The organism is Janthinobacterium sp. GL_088 (assembly GCF_057837845.1).
Map to the genome: position 1 here is coordinate 1,020,934 of NZ_CM174453.1, position 23,030 is coordinate 1,043,963.

24 protein-coding genes are annotated in these 23,030 nt (G+C 63.8%); 11 read left to right on the forward strand and 13 right to left on the reverse strand.

Translation table 11 applies throughout. The features are described from left to right. Positions 1 to 26 precede the first annotated feature (26 nt). The 5 genes from AC3IQ7_RS04600 (at position 27) to AC3IQ7_RS04620 (ending at position 2,948) form a co-directional block, all read left to right on the forward strand. On the forward strand, positions 27 to 920 hold the full coding sequence (locus tag AC3IQ7_RS04600) for a LysR family transcriptional regulator (protein WP_322429262.1): 894 nt from the start codon (positions 27 to 29) through the stop codon (positions 918 to 920). A gap of 21 nt (positions 921 to 941) precedes the next feature. After that, complete coding sequence (locus tag AC3IQ7_RS04605) at positions 942 to 1,808, forward strand: alpha/beta fold hydrolase (RefSeq protein ID WP_099379994.1); 867 nt, start codon at positions 942 to 944, stop codon at positions 1,806 to 1,808. 95 nt (positions 1,809 to 1,903) lie between these two features. Further along, positions 1,904 to 2,095 (forward strand): YqaE/Pmp3 family membrane protein, encoded by a 192-nt coding sequence (locus AC3IQ7_RS04610; RefSeq protein WP_099379993.1) that lies wholly within the window; start codon positions 1,904 to 1,906, stop codon positions 2,093 to 2,095. Positions 2,096 to 2,154: 59 nt separating this feature from the next. Continuing rightward, the gene (locus tag AC3IQ7_RS04615) at positions 2,155 to 2,619 is read left to right on the forward strand and encodes a carboxypeptidase-like regulatory domain-containing protein (protein ID WP_489208473.1); all 465 of its coding nucleotides are present in this window, start codon (positions 2,155 to 2,157) and stop codon (positions 2,617 to 2,619) included. Further along, complete coding sequence (locus AC3IQ7_RS04620) at positions 2,619 to 2,948, forward strand: hypothetical protein (RefSeq protein ID WP_099379991.1); 330 nt, start codon at positions 2,619 to 2,621, stop codon at positions 2,946 to 2,948. Before AC3IQ7_RS04615 ends, AC3IQ7_RS04620 begins: the two co-directional genes overlap by 1 nt. Positions 2,949 to 2,954: 6 nt before the next feature. On the opposite strand, the gene AC3IQ7_RS04625 is transcribed toward AC3IQ7_RS04620, so the two are convergent. The 6 genes from AC3IQ7_RS04625 to gatC form a co-directional block, all read right to left on the reverse strand. Beyond that, positions 2,955 to 3,992: an oxidoreductase gene (locus AC3IQ7_RS04625; RefSeq protein ID WP_489208474.1), complete on the reverse strand. Its 1,038-nt coding sequence runs from the start codon at positions 3,990 to 3,992 to the stop codon at positions 2,955 to 2,957. Positions 3,993 to 4,086: 94 nt separating this feature from the next. Further along, complete coding sequence (locus AC3IQ7_RS04630) at positions 4,087 to 5,334, reverse strand: TonB family protein (protein WP_489208475.1); 1,248 nt, start codon at positions 5,332 to 5,334, stop codon at positions 4,087 to 4,089. Further along, a complete protein-coding gene (locus tag AC3IQ7_RS04635; RefSeq protein ID WP_489208476.1) occupies positions 5,331 to 5,714 on the reverse strand; it encodes a BlaI/MecI/CopY family transcriptional regulator in 384 nt (127 codons plus the stop codon). The genes AC3IQ7_RS04630 and AC3IQ7_RS04635 overlap by 4 nt, the downstream gene beginning before the upstream one ends. 190 nt (positions 5,715 to 5,904) lie before the next feature. Continuing rightward, a complete protein-coding gene (gene gatB / locus AC3IQ7_RS04640; protein WP_489210389.1) occupies positions 5,905 to 7,380 on the reverse strand; it encodes an Asp-tRNA(Asn)/Glu-tRNA(Gln) amidotransferase subunit GatB in 1,476 nt (491 codons plus the stop codon). Positions 7,381 to 7,417: 37 nt separating this feature from the next. Beyond that, complete coding sequence (gene gatA / locus AC3IQ7_RS04645) at positions 7,418 to 8,902, reverse strand: Asp-tRNA(Asn)/Glu-tRNA(Gln) amidotransferase subunit GatA (protein WP_489208477.1); 1,485 nt, start codon at positions 8,900 to 8,902, stop codon at positions 7,418 to 7,420. Positions 8,903 to 8,955: 53 nt separating this feature from the next. After that, entirely contained in the window at positions 8,956 to 9,258 is a 303-nt protein-coding gene (gatC, locus tag AC3IQ7_RS04650; protein WP_034784699.1) for an Asp-tRNA(Asn)/Glu-tRNA(Gln) amidotransferase subunit GatC, read from the reverse strand. 350 nt (positions 9,259 to 9,608) lie between these two features. Here gatC and AC3IQ7_RS04655 point away from each other — a divergent pair, with 350 nt between their 5' ends. From AC3IQ7_RS04655 to AC3IQ7_RS04680, 6 genes are all read left to right on the forward strand, one after another. Continuing rightward, the gene (locus tag AC3IQ7_RS04655) at positions 9,609 to 10,652 is read left to right on the forward strand and encodes a rod shape-determining protein (RefSeq protein WP_010393186.1); all 1,044 of its coding nucleotides are present in this window, start codon (positions 9,609 to 9,611) and stop codon (positions 10,650 to 10,652) included. Between the two features lie 106 nt (positions 10,653 to 10,758). Further along, positions 10,759 to 11,799, forward strand: coding sequence for a rod shape-determining protein MreC (gene mreC, locus AC3IQ7_RS04660; protein ID WP_489208478.1), 1,041 nt, complete (start codon positions 10,759 to 10,761; stop codon positions 11,797 to 11,799). Next, positions 11,796 to 12,308, forward strand: coding sequence for a rod shape-determining protein MreD (gene mreD, locus AC3IQ7_RS04665; RefSeq protein WP_099379984.1), 513 nt, complete (start codon positions 11,796 to 11,798; stop codon positions 12,306 to 12,308). Before mreC ends, mreD begins: the two co-directional genes overlap by 4 nt. Positions 12,309 to 12,320: 12 nt before the next feature. Beyond that, the gene (gene mrdA, locus AC3IQ7_RS04670; RefSeq protein ID WP_099379983.1) at positions 12,321 to 14,291 is read left to right on the forward strand and encodes a penicillin-binding protein 2; all 1,971 of its coding nucleotides are present in this window, start codon (positions 12,321 to 12,323) and stop codon (positions 14,289 to 14,291) included. 8 nt (positions 14,292 to 14,299) lie between these two features. Then, entirely contained in the window at positions 14,300 to 15,415 is a 1,116-nt protein-coding gene (gene rodA / locus AC3IQ7_RS04675) for a rod shape-determining protein RodA (RefSeq protein ID WP_099379982.1), read from the forward strand. Then, positions 15,415 to 16,458 carry a septal ring lytic transglycosylase RlpA family protein gene (locus AC3IQ7_RS04680; RefSeq protein WP_489208479.1) on the forward strand — a complete coding sequence of 348 codons (1,044 nt, stop codon included), beginning with the start codon at positions 15,415 to 15,417 and terminating at the stop codon, positions 16,456 to 16,458. Before rodA ends, AC3IQ7_RS04680 begins: the two co-directional genes overlap by 1 nt. A 110-nt stretch (positions 16,459 to 16,568) precedes the next feature. Here AC3IQ7_RS04680 and AC3IQ7_RS04685 read toward each other — a convergent pair whose 3' ends face one another. From AC3IQ7_RS04685 to argS, 7 genes are read right to left on the reverse strand one after another with little or no spacing between them, the layout of a single operon-like run. Then, positions 16,569 to 17,273: an SPOR domain-containing protein gene (locus AC3IQ7_RS04685; protein ID WP_489208480.1), complete on the reverse strand. Its 705-nt coding sequence runs from the start codon at positions 17,271 to 17,273 to the stop codon at positions 16,569 to 16,571. After that, on the reverse strand, positions 17,267 to 18,025 hold the full coding sequence (locus AC3IQ7_RS04690) for a type III pantothenate kinase (RefSeq protein ID WP_489208481.1): 759 nt from the start codon (positions 18,023 to 18,025) through the stop codon (positions 17,267 to 17,269). Before AC3IQ7_RS04690 ends, AC3IQ7_RS04685 begins: the two co-directional genes overlap by 7 nt. 4 nt (positions 18,026 to 18,029) lie before the next feature. Further along, positions 18,030 to 18,833 (reverse strand): biotin--[acetyl-CoA-carboxylase] ligase, encoded by an 804-nt coding sequence (locus AC3IQ7_RS04695; RefSeq protein ID WP_489208482.1) that lies wholly within the window; start codon positions 18,831 to 18,833, stop codon positions 18,030 to 18,032. Positions 18,834 to 18,843: 10 nt separating this feature from the next. Continuing rightward, positions 18,844 to 19,617 carry an SDR family oxidoreductase gene (locus AC3IQ7_RS04700; protein ID WP_099379977.1) on the reverse strand — a complete coding sequence of 258 codons (774 nt, stop codon included), beginning with the start codon at positions 19,615 to 19,617 and terminating at the stop codon, positions 18,844 to 18,846. A gap of 37 nt (positions 19,618 to 19,654) precedes the next feature. Continuing rightward, the gene (locus tag AC3IQ7_RS04705; protein WP_322429269.1) at positions 19,655 to 20,326 is read right to left on the reverse strand and encodes a thiol:disulfide interchange protein DsbA/DsbL; all 672 of its coding nucleotides are present in this window, start codon (positions 20,324 to 20,326) and stop codon (positions 19,655 to 19,657) included. Between the two features lie 9 nt (positions 20,327 to 20,335). Beyond that, complete coding sequence (locus AC3IQ7_RS04710) at positions 20,336 to 21,046, reverse strand: SPOR domain-containing protein (RefSeq protein ID WP_489208483.1); 711 nt, start codon at positions 21,044 to 21,046, stop codon at positions 20,336 to 20,338. A gap of 20 nt (positions 21,047 to 21,066) precedes the next feature. Continuing rightward, positions 21,067 to 22,776, reverse strand: a complete 1,710-nt coding sequence (gene argS, locus AC3IQ7_RS04715; RefSeq protein ID WP_489208484.1) for an arginine--tRNA ligase — start codon at positions 22,774 to 22,776, stop codon at positions 21,067 to 21,069. Between the last annotated feature and the right edge of the window lie 254 nt (positions 22,777 to 23,030).

Genomic DNA, 23,030 nt, shown 5'->3' on the forward strand with positions numbered 1-23,030 from the left:
ATAAGATGGCGAAAAGGAGAGCCGCCATGCGCTTTGATCTGGTCGATTTGCAGCTGTTTGTCAACGTTGTGGAGGCGGGCAGCCTGACGGCGGGCGCCGCGCGCAGCCATCTCGCATTGGCGTCGAGCAGTGCGCGCGTGCGCGGCATGGAAGAAATGCTGGGCATGCCCTTGCTGCTGCGCGGCCGGCGCGGCGTGGAGCCCACTTCCGTGGGCCAGACATTGCTGCATCACGCGCGCCTGGTGCTGCTGCAAATGGAGAAAATGCGCGGCGAACTCGGCGAATTTGCGCGCGGCTTGAAAGGGCAGTTGCGGCTGCTGTGCAATACGGCCGCGCTCAGCGAATTTTTGCCCGAAGCGCTCGGTGCTTTTCTCGACCGGCATCCGAACCTGACCATCGACCTGGAAGAGCGCCTCAGTTACGATATCGTCAAGGCCGTCTCGGAAGGGCTGGCCGACATGGGCATCGTCTCCGACTCGGTCGACATGCGCGGCTTGCAGACGTTTTTGTTTCGCCCCGACCGGCTGGTGGTCATCGCCGCGGCCGACGGCGTGCATCACCGCGCGCTCGGCCAGGATGGCGTCGTCGACTTTGCCAGCGTGCTGGATCACGATTTCATCGGCCTGGCCGACGACAGCGCGATGCAGCAGTACCTGGGCATGCATGCGGCGCGCCTGGGGCGCCCATTGAAGGTGCGCGTGCGCCTGCGCAGTTTCGATGCCGTGTGCCGCATGGTGGCCAGCGGCGTGGGCATCAGCGTGGTGCCGCTGGCGGCTGCCAGCCGCTGCCAGCAGACGATGGCGCTGCGCTGCATGGAATTATCCGATCCCTGGTCGGTACGCAACCTGACAATCTGCGTGCGCCAGTTCAGTGAATTACCCCTGTATGCGCGCCAGTTGATCGATCATCTGAAGGCGTGACAGGGCATGACAGGAGCAGCGATGCGTTTTTCAGAAGACAAGATGGCCAGCCTGCGGTGCAGCGACCAGGTCGAGCGACCGATCCACATCTGGCAGCCCGAGCATCCCCGCGCCGTGATTTTGGCGATCCACGGCGGCATGGCGCATGCGGGCGACTACGTCACGCCGGCGCTGACCTTCCGCCAGCACGGCATCGCCACCGTCAGCTTCGACATGGTGGGCCACGATGGCAAGCGCAAGGTCGATATCCCCTCGTTCGAGGCCTTCCTCGCTGACGAGGAACTGTTCCTTGCGTGGGTCAAGGCCACGTATCCGGGCGTGCCGATTTTCGTCATGGGCCACTCCATGGGCGGCCTGATCGCCACCCATCTTGGGCTGCGGCGCTTTGCTGGCGATCCGGCGATCAAAGGCTTCATCATCTCGTCGCCGTATTATGTGAACGCGATTCCCGTGCCGAAGGTGTTGCAGATGCTGTCCGGCTGGCTGGCGCAGCGTTTCCCCACGATGAAGGTGCCGCTGGGGAACCTGACCATGCTGCTGACGCACGATCAAACCATCACGGCGCGCCATTTCCAGGATGAGCGTGACGGCATCCGTGCCAGTGCGGCGTCGGTGCGTTTTGCTCATGCCTTGACGTCGGCGCAAAAGGAACTGGCGGGCGGCTTGTCCGGCTGGCGCTTCCCCCTGTTCGCCGTGGTGGCGGGCGACGACAAGCTGGCCGACAGCCGCGCCACGGAGAGCATGTTGCGCAGCGTGCCCGATGGCCTGCTCGACTACCACTACTATCCGGCCAATTATCACGAGAATTTCAATGAAGTGAACCGCGACGTGATTTTCGCCGCCATCCTGGCATGGATGGAGAAACTGCTGGCGCCCGTAGCGCCGTGAGGCGCCAGTATCGTTATAATCGGATTCACTGAATTCACCGCCGGCGCATGCCGGTCCGGTCCCCGCGGCACAGGGGAATACTCAAGGAACGAACGATGCGCTTGCTGATTGCCCTGATACTCCCGTGGCTGACCTTTTTCACCATCGGCCGCCCCATTGCCGGCATCATTTGCCTGATCCTGCAGATCACCCTGATCGGCTGGCTGCCAGCGACGATCTGGGCCGTGTACTCGCTGAGCCAGTACAAGACGGACCAGAAGATCGCCGAGGCCATGCGCCGGCGCTGACCTAAGACTGGCCTAAGCTGCGCTTCCTATCTTGATTCAACCGACATGAGGAGAGTGAGATGGCACCAGACAGACGCGGTACCTTGACCCTGGCGGCGGCAATGCTGGCCGCCGGGCTGTTGATGGGAAGTGCGGCGCAGGCGCAAACCGACAGCGCACTGCCTCCCGTGCAGAAGAGCGGGGCGGTGGAGTACCTGAGCGGCGGTATCGGCCTCGATGAATCGATGGCCATCAAGAGCGCCAGCCGGCATTGGCCTTTGAGCCTCGTGTTTTCCGTGCAGGCGGCGGGCAAGGCGGAATTTGCCTCCGACGTGAAGCTGACAATACGCGACGCCAAGGGTGTCGTGGCGCTGGAAACGACGGCCAGCGGACCGTTCCTGCTGGCGAAACTGGCACCGGGCAGCTACAGCCTGCACGCCACCCTGGCCGGCAAGACACTGGAACGCAAGGTGCAGGTCAAGGCGGGATCGTCCGCGCGGGTGGAGCTGGTCTGGCCGGCGGGAACGAATCAAGGTAAATCCTGATGGCTGGCGACGGCAAGGCGCCTGAACAGGGCTTGTCGGCGCGGGGCTTGTCAGCACATATCCTGCCCACGTCGGCGACGATGGTCGGCGTGTGCATGACGGTGCTGTCGATCGGCCACCTGGCGCCGCGCGGCGAGGTGCGCGTGGCCATCGACAAGCTGCTGGCTGTCGATGCCATCGTGTTCCTCGTCAGCGCCGTGCTCTCGTTCATGTCGCTGCGCCCCGGCCAGTCGCGCTTGCGCTACGAATGGTGGGGCGAGCTGCTGTTCCTTTGCGGCCTGGCCCTGCTGGCGCTGGGCGCCGTCGTGCTGGCCTTCGTCATCAACTGATTTCGATTAACTGACCTTGAGCACGCGCCCTTCGGCGGCGCTTTGCAGCGCCAGTTCGATCAGGCGTATCGTTGCCTCTGCATCTTCGGCCGCCACGGGCGCCGCCGCGCCGTGGCGGATGGCGTCGGCCATGCCCTGGTAAAAGTCCTGGTAGCGGCCCGCCTGCATCTCCATGTGCTCGAAATGGCCGTCCGGCTGCGCGCCCAAATGCAGTGCGCCGCGCACGGGGTCCGCGCCCCAGCCAGGCTGTCCCGGCCTGCCGCCCGCCTTCAGGGCGTCTTCCTGCGGGTCGAGGCCAAACTTCACGAAACTGCCCTTGTCGCCATGCACGGCAAAGCGCGCCGTCGGCGCTTTTACAAGGCAGCCCGCTTGCAGCACCACGCGCAGCCGGTCGTAGTACAAAACAATGTGCATGTAGTCGACGGCTTGCGCGCCATCGCGCTGCAGGGCGATATCGGCGTACAGCTTTTCCGGCATGCCGAACAGCTGCATGGCCTGGTCCAGCATGTGCGGACCCAGGTCGTACAACAGGCCGCCGCCGGGTGCGCCGGACTCGCGCCAGCGCTGGCGGATCTCGGGGCGGAAACGGTCGAAATGCGATTCGACGCTGGCGATGCGGCCCAGGGTACCCTGGGCCAGCAGCGCTTTCAGTGTCAGGAAATCGCCATCCCAGCGCCGGTTGTGATACACGCTGAGCACCAGCTTGCGTTCCTTCGCCAGCGCGATCAGGCTCAGTGCCTCGGCGCTGGAAATGGTGAAGGGCTTGTCGACCACCACGTGCTTGCCCGCTTGCAGGGCCGCTTGGGCCAGGCTGAAATGCGCCTCGTTGGGCGCGGCGATGACGACCAACTCGATGGACGGATCGGCAAACAGCTGCGCCGCATCCGCATATACGGTCGCGTGCGGCCAATCCTTGTGCACGAGCTCCGGCTTGCTGGAGGCGACGGCCGTCAGTTCCAGGGCAGCGATGGTGGACAGGACGGGAGCGTGGAAGGTGGAGCCGGCAAAGCCGTAGCCGACGAGGCCGGTTTTGATCTTGTTCATGGCGTGTTCACAGGTGCGTGGAAGAATCCATGATCATACCCGCAAGCGGGCGGCGGCAGCGCTGCAGCAATGTTGTAACGCCGCCGCTCCTGCATTAGTTCAGGCGCCAGACGTATTGCACCTTGACGCTGGCGCTGACAGGCTTGCCGCCAGCGAGGGCCGGCTTGAACGTGCACTTGGCGATGCCGCTGCGCGCCGCCTCGTCGAGGGCCGGGTGGCCGCTGCTTTTGACCACGCTCGAACCCGTTACCTTGCCGGCCGCATTCACGTCGAAGGACATGTTGACCGTGCCCTCTTCCTTCGCCTGCCGCGATGCTGCTGGCCAGACCGGCTTGCCGCAGACGCCAAAGTCGATGACGGGGCGGCGTTCCAGTACGGGCGCGCTGTCGGCGGCGACGGCCTGGCCGTAGATGCCAAGGCAGGCGCCGGCCAGTGCCAGCAGCGGCACGGCCGCTTTCCAGTTCAGGGTTTGTGGTGCGGGGCGCAGCAATCGTTTGATACGTGACATAAGATCTCCTCCGTTGGCCGCCTGGGCCAGGTGGTGGGTTGAGAACTGGAGACGTTCCAGTTCCGAGAGTGCAAGAGCCAGACGCCGCGGTTCGCCCAGTTGTCTTGCTGCGAAATCATCTGCAATGTGTTCGCGTTCGAGGCGCACGCCGCGTGAAATCCACCAGACGGCAGGGTGGAAGAACAGCAGCGCCTCGATGGCGTTTTGCAGCAGGTTGATCAGATAATCGTGGCGCCGGATGTGCGCCAGTTCGTGCGCCAGCAGCGCGTCGAGCAGGTGCGGCGGCATGCCGGTCAACAGTGCGGCGGGCACCAGCACCATGGGGCGCCAGATGCCGGCAGTGAGCGGGCTGGTGATGTTGTCGAGCACGCGCAGCCGCACGGGCCGCGTCACGCCGGCATCGTGCGCCATGCGCGACAGCCTGGTCTGCAGCTGTCCATGCGCGGCGCCCGTGTTCCTGGCGTTGCGCTCTACCCACAGCATGCCCAGCGCCATGCGCACGGCCAGTACGGCGGCGCACAAGGCCCACACGCCGACGATGGCGCGCAGCAGCAAGTCCAGGTCGGGCAGGCTGTCGGGCGCCAGCAGGGCGGCCGGCAGCAAGGCGCTGGAGTACAGGGCGCCCGTGGCATCGCCGCCGGCCAGGCGCAGATACAAGCCCGCCGCCGGCCATGCCAGGCAGGCCAGCAGGGCGCCGCAACCGACGGCGTAGCGCGCCTCGGGACGCGCGTTGCGCAGGGCCGCCCACGCCAGCGCCGTGGCGCAGCCGATCAGCAAGCCTTGCCACAGGAAGTGCAGCAGGGTCCAGCCCAGCGCTGGCACGAAGCCGCTCATGACTGATCGTCCCTGAGCATTTTTTCGATTTCCTCGCGTTCGGCGCGCGACACGCCCGTGCGCAGCGCCGCCAGCACCAGCGCCTTGGCCGAACCGGAAAAGGCTTTCTGCATCAATTCCTTGAGCAAATTCGTCTGCAGGCTGTCCTGCGCCTGCGCCGGCGCATACACGTGCGAGCGCTGGCTTTCGTCGCGGATCAGCAAGCCTTTGGTGTGCATGATCTGCATCAGGCGCAGCACGGTGCCATACGTGATGGCTGGCTTGGCCAGCGCCATCGCCTCGTGCACCTGCTTGGCCGTGGCGGCGCCCAGCGGCCACAGTGCCTGCAGCAGATCGAGTTCGGCCGCCGTCGGTTTCGGGATGTCGTGCGTCTTGGCCATGCGGTTTTCCTCTTGCCTGAAATTCAATATGGCTAGATTAAACCGTGTAGACAAAAATGTATACTTTAATTTTAATGGGCCTTCAAACGCCTTTCGGTGCGGAGAAAAAGTCTAGACAAGGCTGTTTATAAACGATGCGTACAAGCGAAAAAAAAGACGCCGCAGCGTCTTTTTTGGGGATGGGGGAGAGTTAGCCCGCCAGCTTGGCCTTCAGCAGTTCCGTCAGCTGCGCCGGGTCGGCCTTGCCCTTGGACGCCTTCATGGACTGGCCGATCAGTGCGTTGATGGCTGCCTCCTTGCCGGCGCGGTATTGCTCCACCGACTTGGCGTTGGCCGCCAGCACTGCGTCGACGATGGCTTCCAGCGCGCCGGAGTCTGAAATTTGTCTCAGATCCTTGGCATCGATGATGGCGTCGACCAGGTGCTCGTCGTCCGACTTCGCTTCCCACATGCCAACGAAGACTTCTTTCGCCGCCTTGTTCGAGATCGTGCCGTCGGCGATGCGCTTGAGCATGGCGGCCAGCTGCGCGGCGGAGACGGGCGCGTCATCCAGGTCCACGCCTTCGCGGTTCAGGGTCGACGATACGTCGCCCATCAGCCAGTTGGCGGCGGCCTTGGCGTTTTCCTTGCCGGCCTTGTCGACCACGGCGACGAAATAGGTGGCCATGGCTTTCGATTGCGTCAGCACCAGCGCATCGTATTCCGGCAGCGCATATTCGCTGATGAAACGCGCGCGCATGGCGGCCGGCAGTTCCGGCATCGATGCCTTGACGGTGTCGATCCACGCTTGCGAGATGACCAGCGGTGGCAAGTCCGGGTCCGGGAAGTAGCGGTAATCCTGCGCGTCTTCCTTGCTGCGCATTTCGCGCGTTTCCTTGCGGTCCGGATCATACAGGCGCGTCGCCTGCACGACCTTGCCGCCTTCTTCGATCAGTTCGATCTGGCGGCGCACTTCGACGTGCACGGCTTCTTCGATGAAGCGGAAGGAGTTCAGGTTCTTGATTTCGCAGCGGGTGCCGAATTCCTTCTGGCCGACGGGGCGCACGGAGACGTTGACGTCGCAGCGGAACGAGCCTTCCTGCATGTTGCCGTCGCAAACGCCCAGCCACATGACCAGCGAGTGCAGCGCCTTGGCGTAGGCCACGGCTTCGGCGGCGCTGCGAATTTCCGGTTCCGAGACGATTTCCAGCAGCGGCGTGCCGGCGCGGTTCAAGTCGATGCCGCTCATGCCCGCGTAGTCTTCGTGCAGGGACTTGCCGGCGTCTTCTTCCAGGTGGGCGCGCGTCAGGTTCACCGTCTTGGTGACGAATTCGCCATCCTTTTCATAGCCGAAGGTCAGGGCGCCGCCGATGACGACGGGGTCCTCGAACTGGCTGATCTGGTAACCCTTGGGCGAATCCGGATAAAAATAGTTTTTGCGCGCGAAGACCGAGTGCGGCGCCACGGTGGCGCCCACGGCCAAACCAAAACGGATCGCGCGGTCGACGGCCTGCTTGTTCATCACCGGCAGCACGCCTGGCAGCGCCAGGTCGACTGGGCTCGCTTGCGTGTTGGCTTCGGCGCCGTACTTGATCGGCGAACCGCTGAAAATTTTGGATTCGGTCGTGAGCTGCACGTGGTTCTCAAGACCGATGACGACTTCCCATTGCATAGTGTTCTCGCTTATTTTTTGGTGGCGCCACCTGGGCGGCGCGAATTTTTTCTTAAATGCCTGCAGGGCTGCGCGTATGCCAGTCCGTCACTTGCTGGAACTGGTGGGCGACGTTCAGCAGCCTGGCTTCGCCAAAGTAATTCCCGATGATTTGCAGGCCGACGGGGCGCTTGCCGTTTTTCTCGCCTTCGCCAAAGCCGCAAGGGATCGACATGCCGGGCAGGCCGGCCAGGCTGGTCGACAGGGTGTAGATGTCGGCCAGGTAGTTCGCCACCGGGTCGTCCGTCTTGTCGCCCAGGTCCCAGGCGACGGTCGGCGCGACCGGTCCCATGATGACGTCGCAGACGGCGTTCGGGCCATTCAGCACGGCGTCGAAATCCTGCGCGATCAGGCGGCGGATCTTTTGCGCTTTCAGGTAGTAGGCGTCGTAGTAGCCGTGGCACAGCACATAGGTGCCGACCATGATGCGGCGCTGTACTTCCGGGCCGAAGCCCTGCGCGCGCGACTTCTTGTACATGTCCTGCAAATCCTTGTATTCGGCCGCGCGGTGGCCGTAGCGCACGCCGTCGTAGCGTGACAGGTTCGACGACGCTTCGGCCGGCGCGATCATGTAGTAGGCGGGAATCGACAGGGCGGTGTTCGGCAGCGAGATGTCGACCAGGGTGGCGCCCAGCTTTTCATACTGCGCCAGCGCGCCGCGCACGGCTGCTTCCACGTCCTTGGCCAGGCCCTCGCCAAAGTATTCGCGCGGCACGCCGATGCGCAGGCCAGTCAGGGGTTCATCAAGGCTGCGCGAAAAATCTTCCGCCACGCCGCCCTGTTCCGGCGACAGGCTGGTCGAATCGCGTTCGTCGAAGCCGGCCATGGCGCTCAAGAGCAGAGCGCAGTCTTCGGCCGAGCGGGCCATCGGGCCGCCCTGGTCCAGCGACGAGGCAAAGGCGATCATGCCGAAGCGCGAGACGCGGCCATACGTCGGCTTGATGCCGGTGATGCCGCAAAACGCGGCTGGCTGGCGGATCGAGCCGCCCGTGTCGGTGCCGGTGGCTGCCGGCGTAAGGCCAGCCGCCACGGCGGCGGCCGAGCCGCCGGACGAGCCGCCCGGCACGGCATTCTTGTCCCACGGGTTCTGCACGGCGCCGAAGGCCGAATTCTCGTTGCCGGAACCCATGGCGAATTCATCGCAATTGACCTTGCCCAGGGTGACCATGCCGGCCGCGCGGAATTTCTCCACCACGGTAGCGTCAAACGGGCTGGCGTAGTCGGCCAGCATTTTCGAGCCGGCCGTCGTGCGCCAGCCTTTGGTGACGAACAAATCCTTGTGCGCGATCGGCACGCCCGTCAGGGGCGTGGCCGTGCCGGCGGCGATGCGTGCATCCGCTTCGGCAGCTTGCGCCAGGGTCAGGGCACGGTCGACGTGCAAAAAGGCGTTCGAGTTGTCCGCTTCGATGCGGTCGAGGAAATGCGTCGCCAGCGCAACGGCGGAAATTTCCTTGTTCTGCAAGAGCGTGGACAGCTGTTTGATGGATTTTGTATGCATGGCGTTTCTATTTTGATATTCGGCAAAAAGGCGGGAACGGCGCAACAGCGTGTTTACTCGATGACCTTGGGGACGAGATACAGGCCATCCTGTACCTTTGGCGCCACGGCCTGGTAGGCGTCGCGGCGGTTTTGTTCCGTGGCGATGTCTTCGCGCAGGCGCAGGGCGATATTGTCCATGTGGGCGGCCAGCGGGTGGCTCAGGGGCGCCACGCCATCGGTATTGACAGCTTGCATTTGTTCCGCGAGTGCAAAAATCTTGTTCAATTGGGCCAAAGACGTGACGGCCTGGTCGTCGGCCATTTCAAGTTGGGCCAGGTGGGCGATGCGTTTTACGTCGGAGAGTGTCAGGGACATGGCGAATGGCGCGGAGTGCCGCGCATTAGTATTAAGTTGGCGTTTTGATAAAACGCGGGTATTTACTGCTATTTTGCTCACAAAAATCGAGGAATGCCGCGTAACTCGCGGCTGCAAGAGTCGCACTTTTCCATGGTTTTTGAGCAAATCGCATTCAAATTATAAGGTAGAATGGCGGGTTAATGCGTTGCCGGCGCTGATGGACTGCTGCCGCAGCATAGAAAAGATTGCGCAAGCGCCAAGCGAAACCCGGAAAAATCGCCTTTTGGATTTTCAGGGTGCCTGAAAGCGCCCGCTTTGAAACTCCCCATAAACAGCTTTTGCGCAGCTCGATGCGCTACAGGACACTCATGTTTGGTTTTTTACGCAGGTATATCTCCACCGATCTGGCCATTGACTTGGGCACGGCCAACACCCTTATTTATGTACGCGGCCTCGGTATCGTCCTGGACGAGCCATCCGTTGTCGCCATCCGCCAGGAAGGCGGTCCGAATGGCAAGAAGACCATTCAGGCAGTCGGCAAGGAAGCCAAGCAGATGCTGGGCAAAGTGCCGGGCAATATCGAAGCGATTCGTCCGATGAAAGATGGCGTGATCGCCGACTTCACCGTGACCGAGCAGATGCTCAAGCAATTCATCCGCATGGTGCACGACTCGAAATTCTTCCGTCCATCGCCGCGCATCATCATTTGCGTACCGTGCGGTTCGACCCAGGTCGAGCGCCGCGCCATCCGCGAATCGGCCCTGGGCGCCGGCGCCTCGCAGGTGTACCTGATCGAAGAACCGATGGCAGCGGCTATCGGCGCGGGCTTGCCCGTGTCCGAAGCGACCGGCTCGATGGTGGTCGACATCGGCGGCGGCACCACCGAAGTGGGCATCATTTCGCTGGGCGGCATGGTCTACAAGGGTTCCGTGCGCGTCGGCGGCGACAAGTTCGATGAAGCCATCGTCAACTACATCCGCCGCAACTACGGCATGCTGATCGGCGAACAAACGGCCGAAGCCATCAAGAAGGCCATCGGTTCGGCTTTCCCGGGTTCGGAAGTGAAGGAAATGGAAGTCAAGGGCCGCAACCTGTCCGAAGGCATCCCGCGTTCGTTCACCATCTCCAGCAACGAGATCCTCGAAGCGCTCACCGACCCGTTGAACAACATCGTCTCGGCCGTGAAGAACGCGCTGGAACAGACGCCGCCGGAACTGGGCGCCGACATCGCCGAAAAAGGCATGATGCTGACGGGCGGCGGCGCACTGCTGCGCGACCTGGACCGCCTGCTGATGGAGGAAACCGGCCTGCCGGTGCTGGTGGCCGAGGACCCGCTCACCTGCGTGGTGCGCGGCTCCGGGATGGCACTGGAACGTATGGACAAGCTCGGCTCGATCTTCTCCTACGAATAATCGGATCAACGGGCCGGAGAGCGGGTCTCCGGCTTTGGTTTTGGCGCCGGCGTCTGACCGGGGCCTGCACGTTGGCGCACTGCGCCTGGCCTGATTATTGGAAGTCATGGAATACAGTCCTCCGCCACTTTTCAAACAAGGCGCCTCCGCCCGCGTCAAGATGATGGTGTTCGCCGGCATTTCTATCGCCCTGTTGCTGGTCGATTCGCGCATGCACGCGCTGACGGCAGTGCGCCAGGCCGTTGGCACCGTGCTGTATCCGGTGCAGATGGCGGCGCTGGTGCCGCGCGATGTGGCGGTTGGTGTCGGCAATTACTTTTCTTCGCTGTCCGCCCTGGAAAAACAGGTGCGCGACCTGAAACACGAGCAAATCGCCTCGGCGCAGATACTGCAGCAGGCGCAGCTCAACATCGTTGAAAACAACCACTTGCGCAAATTGATGGAAGCGCGCGAGCGCGTTCCCGTCAAGACCATGATGGCCGAAGTGCTGTACGACACGCGCGATTCGGCCACGCGCAAGATCGTGCTCGATCGCGGTATCCAGCATGGTGTGGAACTGGGCCGCCCCGTGATCGACAACCTGGGCGTGGTGGGACAAGTCACGCGCGTGTTCCCGTTCACCTCCGAAGTGACCTTGCTGACGGATGAAGAGCAGGCCATTCCCGTGCAACTGCTGCGCAACGGCGTGCGCAGCGTGGCCATCGGCCGCGGCAAGTCCGGCACCATGGAACTGCGCTTCACGGCCCCCAGCGCCGACATCCAGATCGGCGACATCGTCATTACCTCGGGCCTCGACGGCCTGTACCCGGCTGGTCTGGCCGTGGCACGCGTGACCCTGGTCGAGCGCAATGCGCATGGCCCGTTCGGCCGCGTCGTGTGCCAGCCGCTGGCCGGCATCGAACGCAACACCCAGCTGCTCATCCTGATGACATCGCCCGAGATTCCACCGCGTCCGCCCGCTGAAGATGTCAAGACGGGCCGCAAGATCGCCGGCAAGATGGCGCCGATCAAGGACCCGGCCAAGGAGGCCGCCGCTGCGGTGCCAGCCGCCGCGCCGGCCGCCAACGCGGCTGCGCCCGCGCCCGCAAAACCTGCGACGCCAGCGCCCGCACCCGCCGCCGTGCCACCGAAGGAAGCGACACGATGAACCGCCCGCATTACATCCTGCTGCCGGTCAGCCCCCTGTTTATCGGCTTTTCCCTGCTGTGCGCTTTTTTGCTGAATCTGCTGCCGTGGGGGCAGTTCGTCGGCGTGCCCGATTTCGTCGCCCTGGTGCTGGTCTTCTGGGGCATCCACCAGCCGCGCAAGGTCGGTATCGGCGTGGCGTTTTTCATGGGCCTGATGATGGACGTGCACGACTCGACCCTGCTGGGCGAGAATGCGCTGGCCTATACCTTGCTGTCGTACTTCGCCATCATGATGCACCGCCGCGTGCTGTGGTTCCCCATCCTGACGCAGGCGCTGCACGTGCTGCCGCTGCTGCTGCTGACGCAGGCGCTGCAATTGCTGACGCGGCTGATCGTTTCGGGCCGCTTCCCCGGCTGGCTCAATTTCATCGAGAGCTTCGTTGCCGTCGCCCTGTGGCCCATCGTCACGTGGATCTTGCTGGCACCGCAGCGCCGCGCCGTGGACCGCGACCATAACCGGCCGATCTGACGAGCGCCTGCCATGACTGAACTCAAGAACACCGAGCGCGAACTGCATTTCTTCCGCATGCGCCTGACCATCCTGGGCGCGCTCGTCTTCGTCTGCTTTTCGCTGCTGCTGGCGCGCTTCATCTGGCTGCAGGTGATCAAGCACGAGGACTATGCGACCAAGGCCGAGGACAACCGCATCGCCGTGGTGCCCATCGTGCCCACGCGCGGCCTGATCCTCGACCGCAACGGCGTGGTCCTGGCGCGCAATTACTCGGCCTACACCTTGGAAATCACGCCGTCGAAACTGAGCGCCAGCCTCGATTCGGTGATCGACGAGCTGTCGACACTGGTGCAAATCGACATCAAGGACCGTCGCCGCTTCAAGAAGCTGCTGGAAGAATCGAAGAACTTCGTCAGCGTGCCGCTGCGCACGCGATTGACGGACGAGGAAGTGGCGCGCTTCACGGCGCAGCGTTTCCGCTTCCCCGGCGTCGAGGTGCAGGCGCGATTGTTCCGCCAGTATCCGATGGGCGAGGTGGCGTCGCACGTGGTGGGCTTCATCGGCCGCATCAACCGCAATGAAGCCAAGGCACTGGAAGAGGGCGAGGACGCGGCCAACTACAATGGCACCGACCATATCGGCAAGGAAGGCCTGGAAAAAAGCTACGAGAAGCAGCTGCATGGCACCACCGGCTACGAAGAGGTGGAAGTGTCGGCCGGCGGGCGCGCCATGCGCACCTTGTCGCGCACGGCGGCCACCCCCGGCAATAACCTGATCCTGTCGATCGACATCGAACTGCAGAAGGTGGTCGAGGAAGCGTTCGGCGAATGGCGCGGCGCGGCCGTGGCCATCGACCCGGCCACGGGCGACATCCTCGCCTATGTCTCCAAGCCAGGCTACGACCCCAACCTGTTCGTCGACGGCATCGACCAGCAAAGCTGGAACGAACTCAATACCTCGCTGGACCGGCCGATGGTCAACCGGCCCCTGTCCGGCACCTATGCGCCCGGCTCGACCTTCAAGCCCTTCATGGCGCTGGCGGCGCTGGAACTGGGCAAACGCACGCCGAGCCAGTCGATTTCCGATCCCGGTTTCTTTATCCTCGGCGGCCACACCTTCCGCGACGACAAGGTGGGCGGCCATGGCACGGTGGACATGCACAAGTCCATCGTCGTCTCGTGCAATACCTATTACTATCAGCTGGGCCGCGACATGGGCATCGACGCCATCCACGACTTCATGAAGCCGTTCGGTTTCGGCCAGCTGACGGGCATTGACCTGAATAACGAAAAGACGGGCGTGCTGCCGTCGACGGAATGGAAGCGCAACCGCTTCAAGACGCCGCAGCAGAAAAAATGGGTGGGCGGCGACACGATTTCGGTGAGTAACGGCTCCGGCTACAACTCGTATACGCCGCTGCAGATCGCCCACGCGACGGCCAACCTGGCCAATAACGGTGTGGTGATGAAGCCGCATCTGGTGAAGATCATCGAAGACGCGGCCACGCGTGCGCGCACCCTGACGGTGCCCAAGGAAAGCTACCGCATCGCTCTCAAACAGGAAAACATCGACGTCATCAAGCGCGCCATGGTCGGTGTGACCAGCGAGCAGGGCGGCACGGCAGCGCGTATCTTCACCGGCGTGCAGTACACGGTGGGCGGCAAGACGGGGACGGCGCAGGTGGTGGGCATCAAGAAAAACGAGAAGTACAATGCCAAGCTGCTGGCCGAACGCCTGCGCGACAACGCCCTGTTTACGGCCTTCGCGCCGGCCGACAAGCCGCGCATCGCGATCGCCATCGTGGTGGAAAATGCGGGCTTCGGCGCCGGCGTGGCCGCCCCGATCGCGCGCAAGGCGCTCGACTACTACCTGCTGGGCAAGCGCCCGAGCGACAAGGAAAAGGACACCACCAAGGTGCCCAAGGAAGATGTCGACGAAGTGCGCACCCTGGAAGAAATCACTGACGAGCAGGCCGCCCCGGCGGCACCTGCCAGGCAATAAGGAAGCACATGCCCATTAACGAGAGGCGCTCGCTGTGGCGGCGCGCCAAACCCTATCTGGCGGTGTTCGATCCGCCGCTGATGATCATCATCCTGATGCTGCTCAGCACCAGCCTGCTGACCCTGTATTCGGCCAGCATCGGCATCCCCGGCAAGATCGAGGACCATTTGCGCAATATCCTGCTGTGCTTTTTCGTCATGTGGGTGGCGGCCAATGTCACGCCGCAGATGATGATGCGCATCGCCGTACCCGCATATACGGTATCGGTGATCTTGCTGGTGGCCGTGGCGCTGTTCGGCACCATCAAGCTTGGTGCGCGGCGCTGGCTGCATATTGGCGTGATCGACATCCAGCCCTCCGAATTCCTGAAGATCGCCACGCCGCTGATGCTGGCCTGGTTCTTCCAGCACAATGCGGGCGCCCTGCGCTGGAAATCGTTCCTGATGGCGGCCGTGCTGCTACTGGCACCTGTCTACCTGATCGCGCGCCAGCCCGACCTGGGTACGGCGCTGCTGGTGGTGGCGGCCGGCTTTACCGTCATCTTCCTGGCAGGCCTGTCGTGGAAGGTGCTGGCTGGCTTGCTGATCACCTTTGTTTCCTGCCTGCCGATCGCCTGGTCGCACCTGCATGATTACCAGCGCGACCGCGTGATGATGCTGATCGATCCGACCAAGGACCCTCTGGGCAAGGGCTTCCATATCATCCAGTCCATCATTGCCATCGGTTCCGGCGGCATGACGGGCAAGGGCTGGACACACGGCACGCAAGCCCACCTGGAGTTTGTTCCGGAACGCACGACCGATTTTATTTTTGCCGTATATTCCGAGGAATTCGGCCTGGTCGGTAACTTGATCCTGATGCTGATGTATTTGCTGCTGGTGGGACGGGGGCTGATGATCGCCGCCAACGCCCCCAGTTTTTTCACTCGCCTGCTGGCAGGAGCGATCACTATGATTTTCTTTACTTACGCCTTCGTCAACATGGGCATGGTCAGCGGCATCGTGCCGGTGGTCGGCGTTCCCCTTCCATTCCTCAGCTATGGCGGCACCGCGCTGCTGACCCTGGGCGTGGCCACCGGTATCCTGATGAGTATTCAGCGCCACCGCAAGCTGGTGCAGACCTGATGCGCGCGCCTTTCGATACCTTCGCCATGCGCGGACTGAGCCTGACGGTCTTGCTGACCCTGGCCGCTTGCGGCACGACGCCGCAAAAGCCCGCATCGAATAACGTGCCGTTGCCGTCCGGCGGCAAGGTCAAGGTGCCCGTGCGCCAGGATCCCACCCTGCCCGTATTGCCGGCGGCCGGCTCCGGGCGCGGCGGCTACTACAAGGATGACGGCCCGGGCGACAATCCGCCGGCCAACCTGCGCGACGTGCCCGACGCGGAAGTGCGCAACGAGCCGTATTCGACGCGCTCGAACCGCCCCTATGTCGTCTTCGGCAAGACGTACACGCCGATCACCGACAACGAACCCTTCAAGCAGAAGGGCACGGGCACCTGGTATGGCAAGAAATTCCATGGCCAGCGCACTTCGTCGGGTGAAATCTACGATATGTACAAGATGACGGCGGCCCATCCGACCTTGCCGATTCCGTCGTATGCGCGCGTGACGAGCATCGACAGCGGCGAGCAGGTGATCGTGCGCATCAACGACCGCGGTCCGTTCCACGCCACGCGCGTCATCGACGTGTCCTATACGGCGGCGCTGAAACTGGGCTTCCTCGGCAAGGGCAGCCACCAGGTGGTCGTCGAACGCCTGCTGCCGGCCGATATCGACGCCATCCTGGCGGCCCGCGCGGCGCCGAAGCCGGTACCTTCCGTGGTGGCCATCTCCATCGATACGCCGGTGGAAACGGGTGCCGTGGTGCAGCCGGAAGTGTCGTCGCAGATGCTGCCCGTCGATGCGACGGTCGCCATGCCGGCACCGGCGGCGCTGGCCAGCGGCTTCTATTTGCAGCTGGGCGCCTACTCGCGCGCCGACAATGCGGAATCGGGACGTTCGCGCCTGGCGCCGTATGCGGCAGCCCTGGGTACCCTGGGTGTGGTGCAGGCCGGTAACCTGTTCCGCCTGTACGGCGGACCATTCTCCAGCCGCGCCGACGCGGCACGCGCGGCGGCGAATTTGCCGGAATCGACGGGCATCAAGCCTATCGTCATCCAACGGTAGGCACGTCTGAAAAAAGTCTATGGCGTTGTTGCCGTGCCTTGTCGTACATTCGTACTGCCTGCGGCACGGCGCCTAGCCCTGAACATTTTGTCAGACGCACCTGGAGGTGCTTATTTGCAATTTCGCAGTTCCTGCTCTGGGAATTGCGTTTTGATCTTCTCCAGCCGGGCGCGCGTGGCGGCGTCGAGGTCGCGGAACTGGTAAGCGAGTTGCTTGCTGGCGCTGTAGCGCGGTGCGACGCGGGCGCTGTGCACGCCCTGTTTGTTGAGCGATGCCAGCTGGCTTTGCGCGCTGGTTTCCGACTTGAACACGCCCAGTGAAATGCCCCAGCGTAGTGGGCTGCTTTCGTTCATGATGAAGTAATTCGTCACGCCCAGCTGCTTCAATTCGCCGGCCTTGCGGTCGGCGCCTTCCTTGCTGCCCTGTGGCGGGATGTACACCATATAGCTGGAAATGTCCTGGCCGGCCACGTTGCGGCGCGACTGGCGGTCGCCCAGGTCCAGCGCCGCCACTTGCGCCTCGAAGCGGCGCCCGTCCGCCAGCAGGAAATTGCCCACTTCCGTACAGGCATACGATGTCGGCGGTGCCGGTGCCGCAGCCGGTGCCGCCGGCGTCGCGGCTTCTTCGGAGGCTGGCGGCGCCGCGGGCGCCGTGGCCTGCGCCTGCGTCAGCAAGGTGAGTTTATTCGCCTGCAGCTGGTTTTTCAGGCGCGCCGGTTCGCGCGTCTCCGTGCGAAAACTGCCCAGATAGCCCTGGCCGATGGCCAGCACCAGCAGGTTGACGCCGGCCAGCAGCCAGAAGACGAATTTCAGCATACGTGGTTTCCTTGTGTTCCTGCGGCCCCGGCGCGCGCCGCGGCCTGCAGGCCGAGCATGACGATGTTATCCACCAGGTGCAGCGGCACGGCCAGCGCCAGGGCCGGTGCGATGCGTGCTGCTGCGCCGCCCGACAACAGACAGGCGCTGGCACCGTGCATGCGCACGGCCCGTTCGATGGCGCCCGCCTGGGCCGCCAGGCAGCCGGAGAGGATGGCGTCGTCCGTGTTGTCGGCAAAGCCGGCCGGCAGCGCGGCGTCGCTGGCGATTTGCGGCAGTTGCGCCGTATTGCGCGCCAGCGAGCTGGCCATCAATCCCAGTCCCGGCAAGATCATCCCGCCAAGGAAAACGCCGTCGGCCGTGATGGCGTCGATGGTGGTGGCGGTGCCGCAATTGGCGACGATGACGGCCTGGCCGGTTGCCAGCGCGTGCGCGCCGATGGCGGCGGCAAAGCGGTCGCAGCCCAGCTGCGATGGCGCGCGGTAGCCGTTCGTCAGTCCTGCCAGCTGCGGCAGCGAGACAAAGTCGCGGGCCACGACCGGCAGCATGGCGCGCAGGCGCGTGCCGATGACGGTGCCGGCCACGTTCGACAGCAGCACCTCATGGATGGCGAGTGTCGCCCACTGCGCGGCCAGGGTGTCGATCTGCGCATGCGCGACGGCGCCGCTGGCCAGCCAGCCGCCGGCGGCACTGTCGGCAGCCACGAGCGCCCATTTGATGCGCGTATTACCGGCGTCGATCAGCAGCAGCATGCGCTTACTCCCCAATCAGGCGCAAGGACACGTCGCCGGACATGACTTCCTGCAGCCCGTCATCGCTGCGCAGCAGCAGGCGGCCCAGGTGGTCCACGCCGGCCGCCACGCCTTGCTGCAGCAGCTGGCCGTTGTCGAGGATTTTCACGTGCTGGCCCTGCCAGGCGTGCAATGCGTTCCAGCGTTCGGCAAACGGCGCAAAGCCCGTGTCGTCGAATTCGGCCAGCACGCCGGCCAGGCGGCTGAGCAGGGCCGCCACCAGGGTATTGCGCTCCATCTGTGCCAGCCAGGGCACGGCCGAGACGCTGCGGCCGATCTGCCGTTCCAGTGCATCGGGCATCAGCAGATTGATGCCGCAGCCGATCACGGCCCACACGCCGCCGCTATCGTTGCCCTGTGCCTGCTGCGTCTCGACGAGGATGCCGGCCAGTTTATGGCCATCCTTGAGCATATCGTTCGGCCACTTCAGCTGCACCGGCACGCCCAGCGCCGTCATGGTCTCGGCCAGCGCCACGCCGACGGCCAGCGGCAATCCCACCAGCTGATGCAGCGGTCCCTTGAAGCGCCAGGCCAGCGAGAACATCAGGCTGGCGTCCGGCTGCGATACCCACGGCCGCCCGGCGCGCCCCCGTCCGGCCGTCTGCTGGCCGGCGATGCGCAGGGTGGGGCCGGCCAGGGTGGCGCAGCGCGCCAGCAGGTCGGCATTGGTCGATCCAGTTTCATCGATCACTTCGATGGCCACGTGGGAGGCGCCCGTGGCGCAATGGGCGGCGATGGCCGCGCTGTTCAAGTCTGAGTGCTTCGTCATGGTGGTCGGTTCAGTTGCGCGCCTTGTGCGGCGCATTCGCGAAGGCCCGGTCGTAGACGGCATTGGGCAGCGCGCGCAGCAGCTTGGCGACGACGCCCATCTGCCACGGGATCACGCGATAGCTGTCGCCGTCGGCGATGGCGCGCGCGGCGCGCACGGCGAATTTTTCGGCCGGCATCAGGAAGGGCATGCGGTAGGCATTGTGGCGCGTCATCGGCGTGTCGATGTAGCCGGGCGTGATGGTGACGACCTTGATACCAGCCGGTTTCAGTTCCAGGCGCAGCGATTCGCAGTAGCTGATGACGGCCGCCTTCGAGGCGCTGTAGGCTTCGGCGCCGGGCAGGCCGCGGATGCCGGCCACGCTGCCGATGCCCACCAGGCGTCCGCTGCCCTGGCTTTTCATGGCGGCGATGAAGGGCGCGAAGGTGGCGACGGTGGCCGTGACGTTGATGGCGATGAGGCGCGCGAAGGCGTCGAGGTCTTCCGCGTGTTCGCTCAGGGTACCGTACGACACGCCGGCGCTGGCGATGACGACATCGATGCCGCCGGCATGGGCGATGAAGTCGCCGGCCGCGCTTTTCAGGGCGGCGTGGTCGCACACATCGACGGCGTAGGCGCGGTGGCGTTCAGGGTGGGGCAGGGAGGCGATCAGTTGCTGCAGGGTGTCGCCGCGGCGGGCCAGCAAGCCCAGATGGGCGCCCTGGCGCGCGTACTGCAGCGCTAGAGCGGCGCCCAGTCCGCTCGACGCGCCCGTGATGAATACGCTGTAAAGCACGCGTTGCATCAGGCGATGCCCGGGCGCGCCAGGGAAGTGGCCATGCTTATTTCTTTTCCGCTTTGGCTTTCGCGACCAGCACGTCCATCACGCTGAGCGCCTGGGCGTTCAGCTGCTCTTCGTTCTTGGCCGACTTGCTGCCCTGATCGGCCTGCGAAGGGGAAGTGATGTAGCGGCCATCGATGGCGATCATGGGCCAGAACGTCACGTTATAGCCTTGCATCATGGCGTCTGCGCGGCGCACGCGGGCCGAGACCCCCATCGAACGGTAGGTGTCGATGAATTTCTGGCGGTCCACGCCCTGCTTGGCGACGAAGTCGAAGACGGCGTCATCGGTGTTCAGGCGGTTGCGTTCCACGTGCATGGCGTGGAAGACGTTGGTGTGCAGCTTGTCGACCAGGCCCATGGCCTGCAGGGTGAAGAACAAGCGCTGCTGCGGCGCCACGCTATCATCGCGCGACACGTGCACGCGCTTGAAGACGATGTTGTCGCCCTGTTTCTTGACCCAGGCCGCCAGTTGCGGTTCGAGCACGTTGCAATGCGGGCAGTAATAGGCGAAGAATTCCGTCACTTCGATTTTCTTGCCCGCTTCCGTCGCCTGCGGCGTGGGCAGGGTTTCGTATTCGACGCCGTTTTTCGGCTCGGCCGGCGAGGCCGATACGCCCATGGCGGCGGTGCACAGGGCGGCGGCGATCAGGATATTCTTCAGAAAACGCATGCTGGTTCCTTATTTTTGGTTGCGGACGACGGCGACATCGATGCCGTTTTCAGACAGTTTGGTGCGCGCGCGGTTCATCGCTTCGAGCTGGTTGAACGGCCCGATGCGCACGCGGTGCAGCACGCCGGCGTCGGTGCTGCGGTCGCTGATGGCCGCTTCGAAGCCGAGCAGCGCCAGTTTGCCGCGCGTGCTTTCGGCGTCCGACATGTCGTGGAAGGCGCCGGCCTGCAGATAATAAATCCATTTGTCGCTGGCTGCATCGGCCTTGGCCTCTTTCGCGTCGGCCTTGGCTTGCGGCGTGGGCGCGGGCGCTGTTGCCGCTGGCGTTTTCGGCGCCGGTTTGTCCTTCAATGTACCGATCAATTCCTGCAGCGCGTCCGGCGGCGGCGCCTTCGGCTGCTGCGCGGGTGCCGGTGCCGGTGCAGCCGGCTGCGTTGGCGTGACGATCTCGCGTGGCTCCTTCGAGAAGTCGCGCGCCGCTTCCTTGGCCGCTTCCTTGTTGCCGTACATCGGCTTGTTCGGGTCGGCGATCTGGCCGGCCGTCGGTTCGGCCGATTTGCCGGCCTTGCCCGATTTGTCGGTGAAGGGCGAGGCGCCCTTGGTGATCACCAGGGCGACCACCACGGCGATGCCCAGGCCGATGACCAGGCCGATGATGATACCGACCAGGGTATTGCCCTGCTGGCGCCGGGTCGAAGAGAAACGGGAAGCGTGATTCATTGACGGTTTGACCTTCGCGATTACATTTTGTTTGGCGCGGACACGCCGATCAGTGCCAGGCCGTTGCGTAGTACCTGGCGCGCGGCGATGACGAGGGCAAGGCGGGCCATCTTGACGGCTTCGTCCTCGACCAGCACTTTTTCGGCGAAGTAGAAGCTGTGCAGGTTGGCGGCCAGGTCGCGCAGGTAGAAGGCGACTTGATGCGGTCCCAGTTCGGCTTGCGCGCGCGCCAGCATTTCCGGATAGGCGGCCAGGGTCGCCAGCAGGGTCGCTTCGGTCGGTGCCGTCAGTGGGGAAAGGTCGACGTTGGCGACCGTGCTTGCATCGCCGCCCCAGTTTTCCAGGATGCGGCAGATGCGCGCATGCGCGTACTGCACGTAATAGACCGGGTTTTCATCGGTGGTTTTCAACGCCACGTCGACGTCAAAGACGAATTCCGTGTCGGCCTTGCGCGAGATCAGGAAGAAGCGCACGGCGTCGCGGCCCTTGGCGATGTCGCCGCCGCCCGACCATTCGATCAGGTCGCGCACGGTCACGTAGGAGCCGGCGCGCTTCGAAATCTTGACTTCTTCGCCGTCCTTCATGACGGTGACCATCTTGTGCAGCACGTAGTCAGGGTAGCCTTGCGGGATGCCCATGTCGACCGCCTGCAGGCCGGCGCGCACGCGCGCGATGGTGCCGTGGTGGTCGCTGCCCTGGATATTGATGGCCTGCACGAAGCCGCGCTGCCATTTCACCAGGTGATACGCGACGTCCGGCACGAAATACGTGTAGGTGCCATCCGTCTTGCGCATGACGCGGTCCTTGTCGTCGCCGAAGTCGGTGGTACGCAGCCACAGCGCGCCATCCTGCTCGTAGGTGTGGCCCGCCTTGATCAGGGTTTCCACCGCGCTATTGACCTTGCCGTCCGCGTACAGCGACGATTCCAGGTAGTAATTGTCGAACTTCACGCCAAACGCCTGCAAGTCGATGTCCTGCTCGTTGCGCAGGTAGGTAACGGCGAACGGGCGTATCGAATCGATGTCTTCCACGTTGCCATTGGCCGAAGCTGGCTGGCCATCGCTGGCCGAGACGGTCTTGCCGGCCTTGAAATCGTTGGCGATATCGGCGATGTAGTCGCCGTTGTAGGCGGACTCGGGCCATTCGGCGTCGCCGGGCTTGAAGCCGCGCGCGCGCGCCTGCACGGAATTGGCCAGGGTCTGGATCTGCACGCCCGCGTCGTTGTAGTAGAACTCGCGCGTGACTTTATAGCCTTGCGCGTCGAACAGCGAGGACAGGGCGTCGCCCAGCGCCGCCTGGCGGCCGTGGCCCACGTGCAGCGGACCGGTCGGATTGGCCGAGACGAATTCCAGGATGACTTGCTTGCCGGCGCCTGCCGTGCTGCGGCCATAGCCGTCGGCCTCGCCCAGGATGGTTTTCACCACGGCTTGCTTGGCGGCGGCGGAGACGCGCACGTTGATGAAGCCGGGGCCGGCGATTTCCACTGCCTCGACCAGGCCCTTGCCGGCCGGATTGGCCAGCACGGCCGTCACGATGGTTTGCGCCAGTTCACGGGGATTCTGTTTCAGCTGCTTGGCCAGTTGCATGGCGATATTGCAGGCGACGTCGCCATGCGATGCATCGCGTGGTCGCTCGAGCACCACGACAGGCGCTAGCGTAGTGCCGGCCAGGACGGGAGCGAGGGCGGCCTGGAACAGGGCGATGATTTCTTGTTTCTGTTGGGCGAGCATGAGCAGGATGGCGGTGGAACCGCGTTAAGAATGAATAGAATGAATCGAAAAGCAAAACGGACGGCCAGTACCCAAGCCGCCCAGACTGCGTTAATTATACTGGTTTGCTGCCCGGAACAATACGCTGGCAGGCAGTGTGCCCGTGCCGGCGCGTTTCACGATATTATCAGGACAGCATGCCCATGTTGGTGCATGAAAACATCAGCATGGCGCATTCTGCTTGTATATATGCAGTTTTTTGCCGCAATTTACAG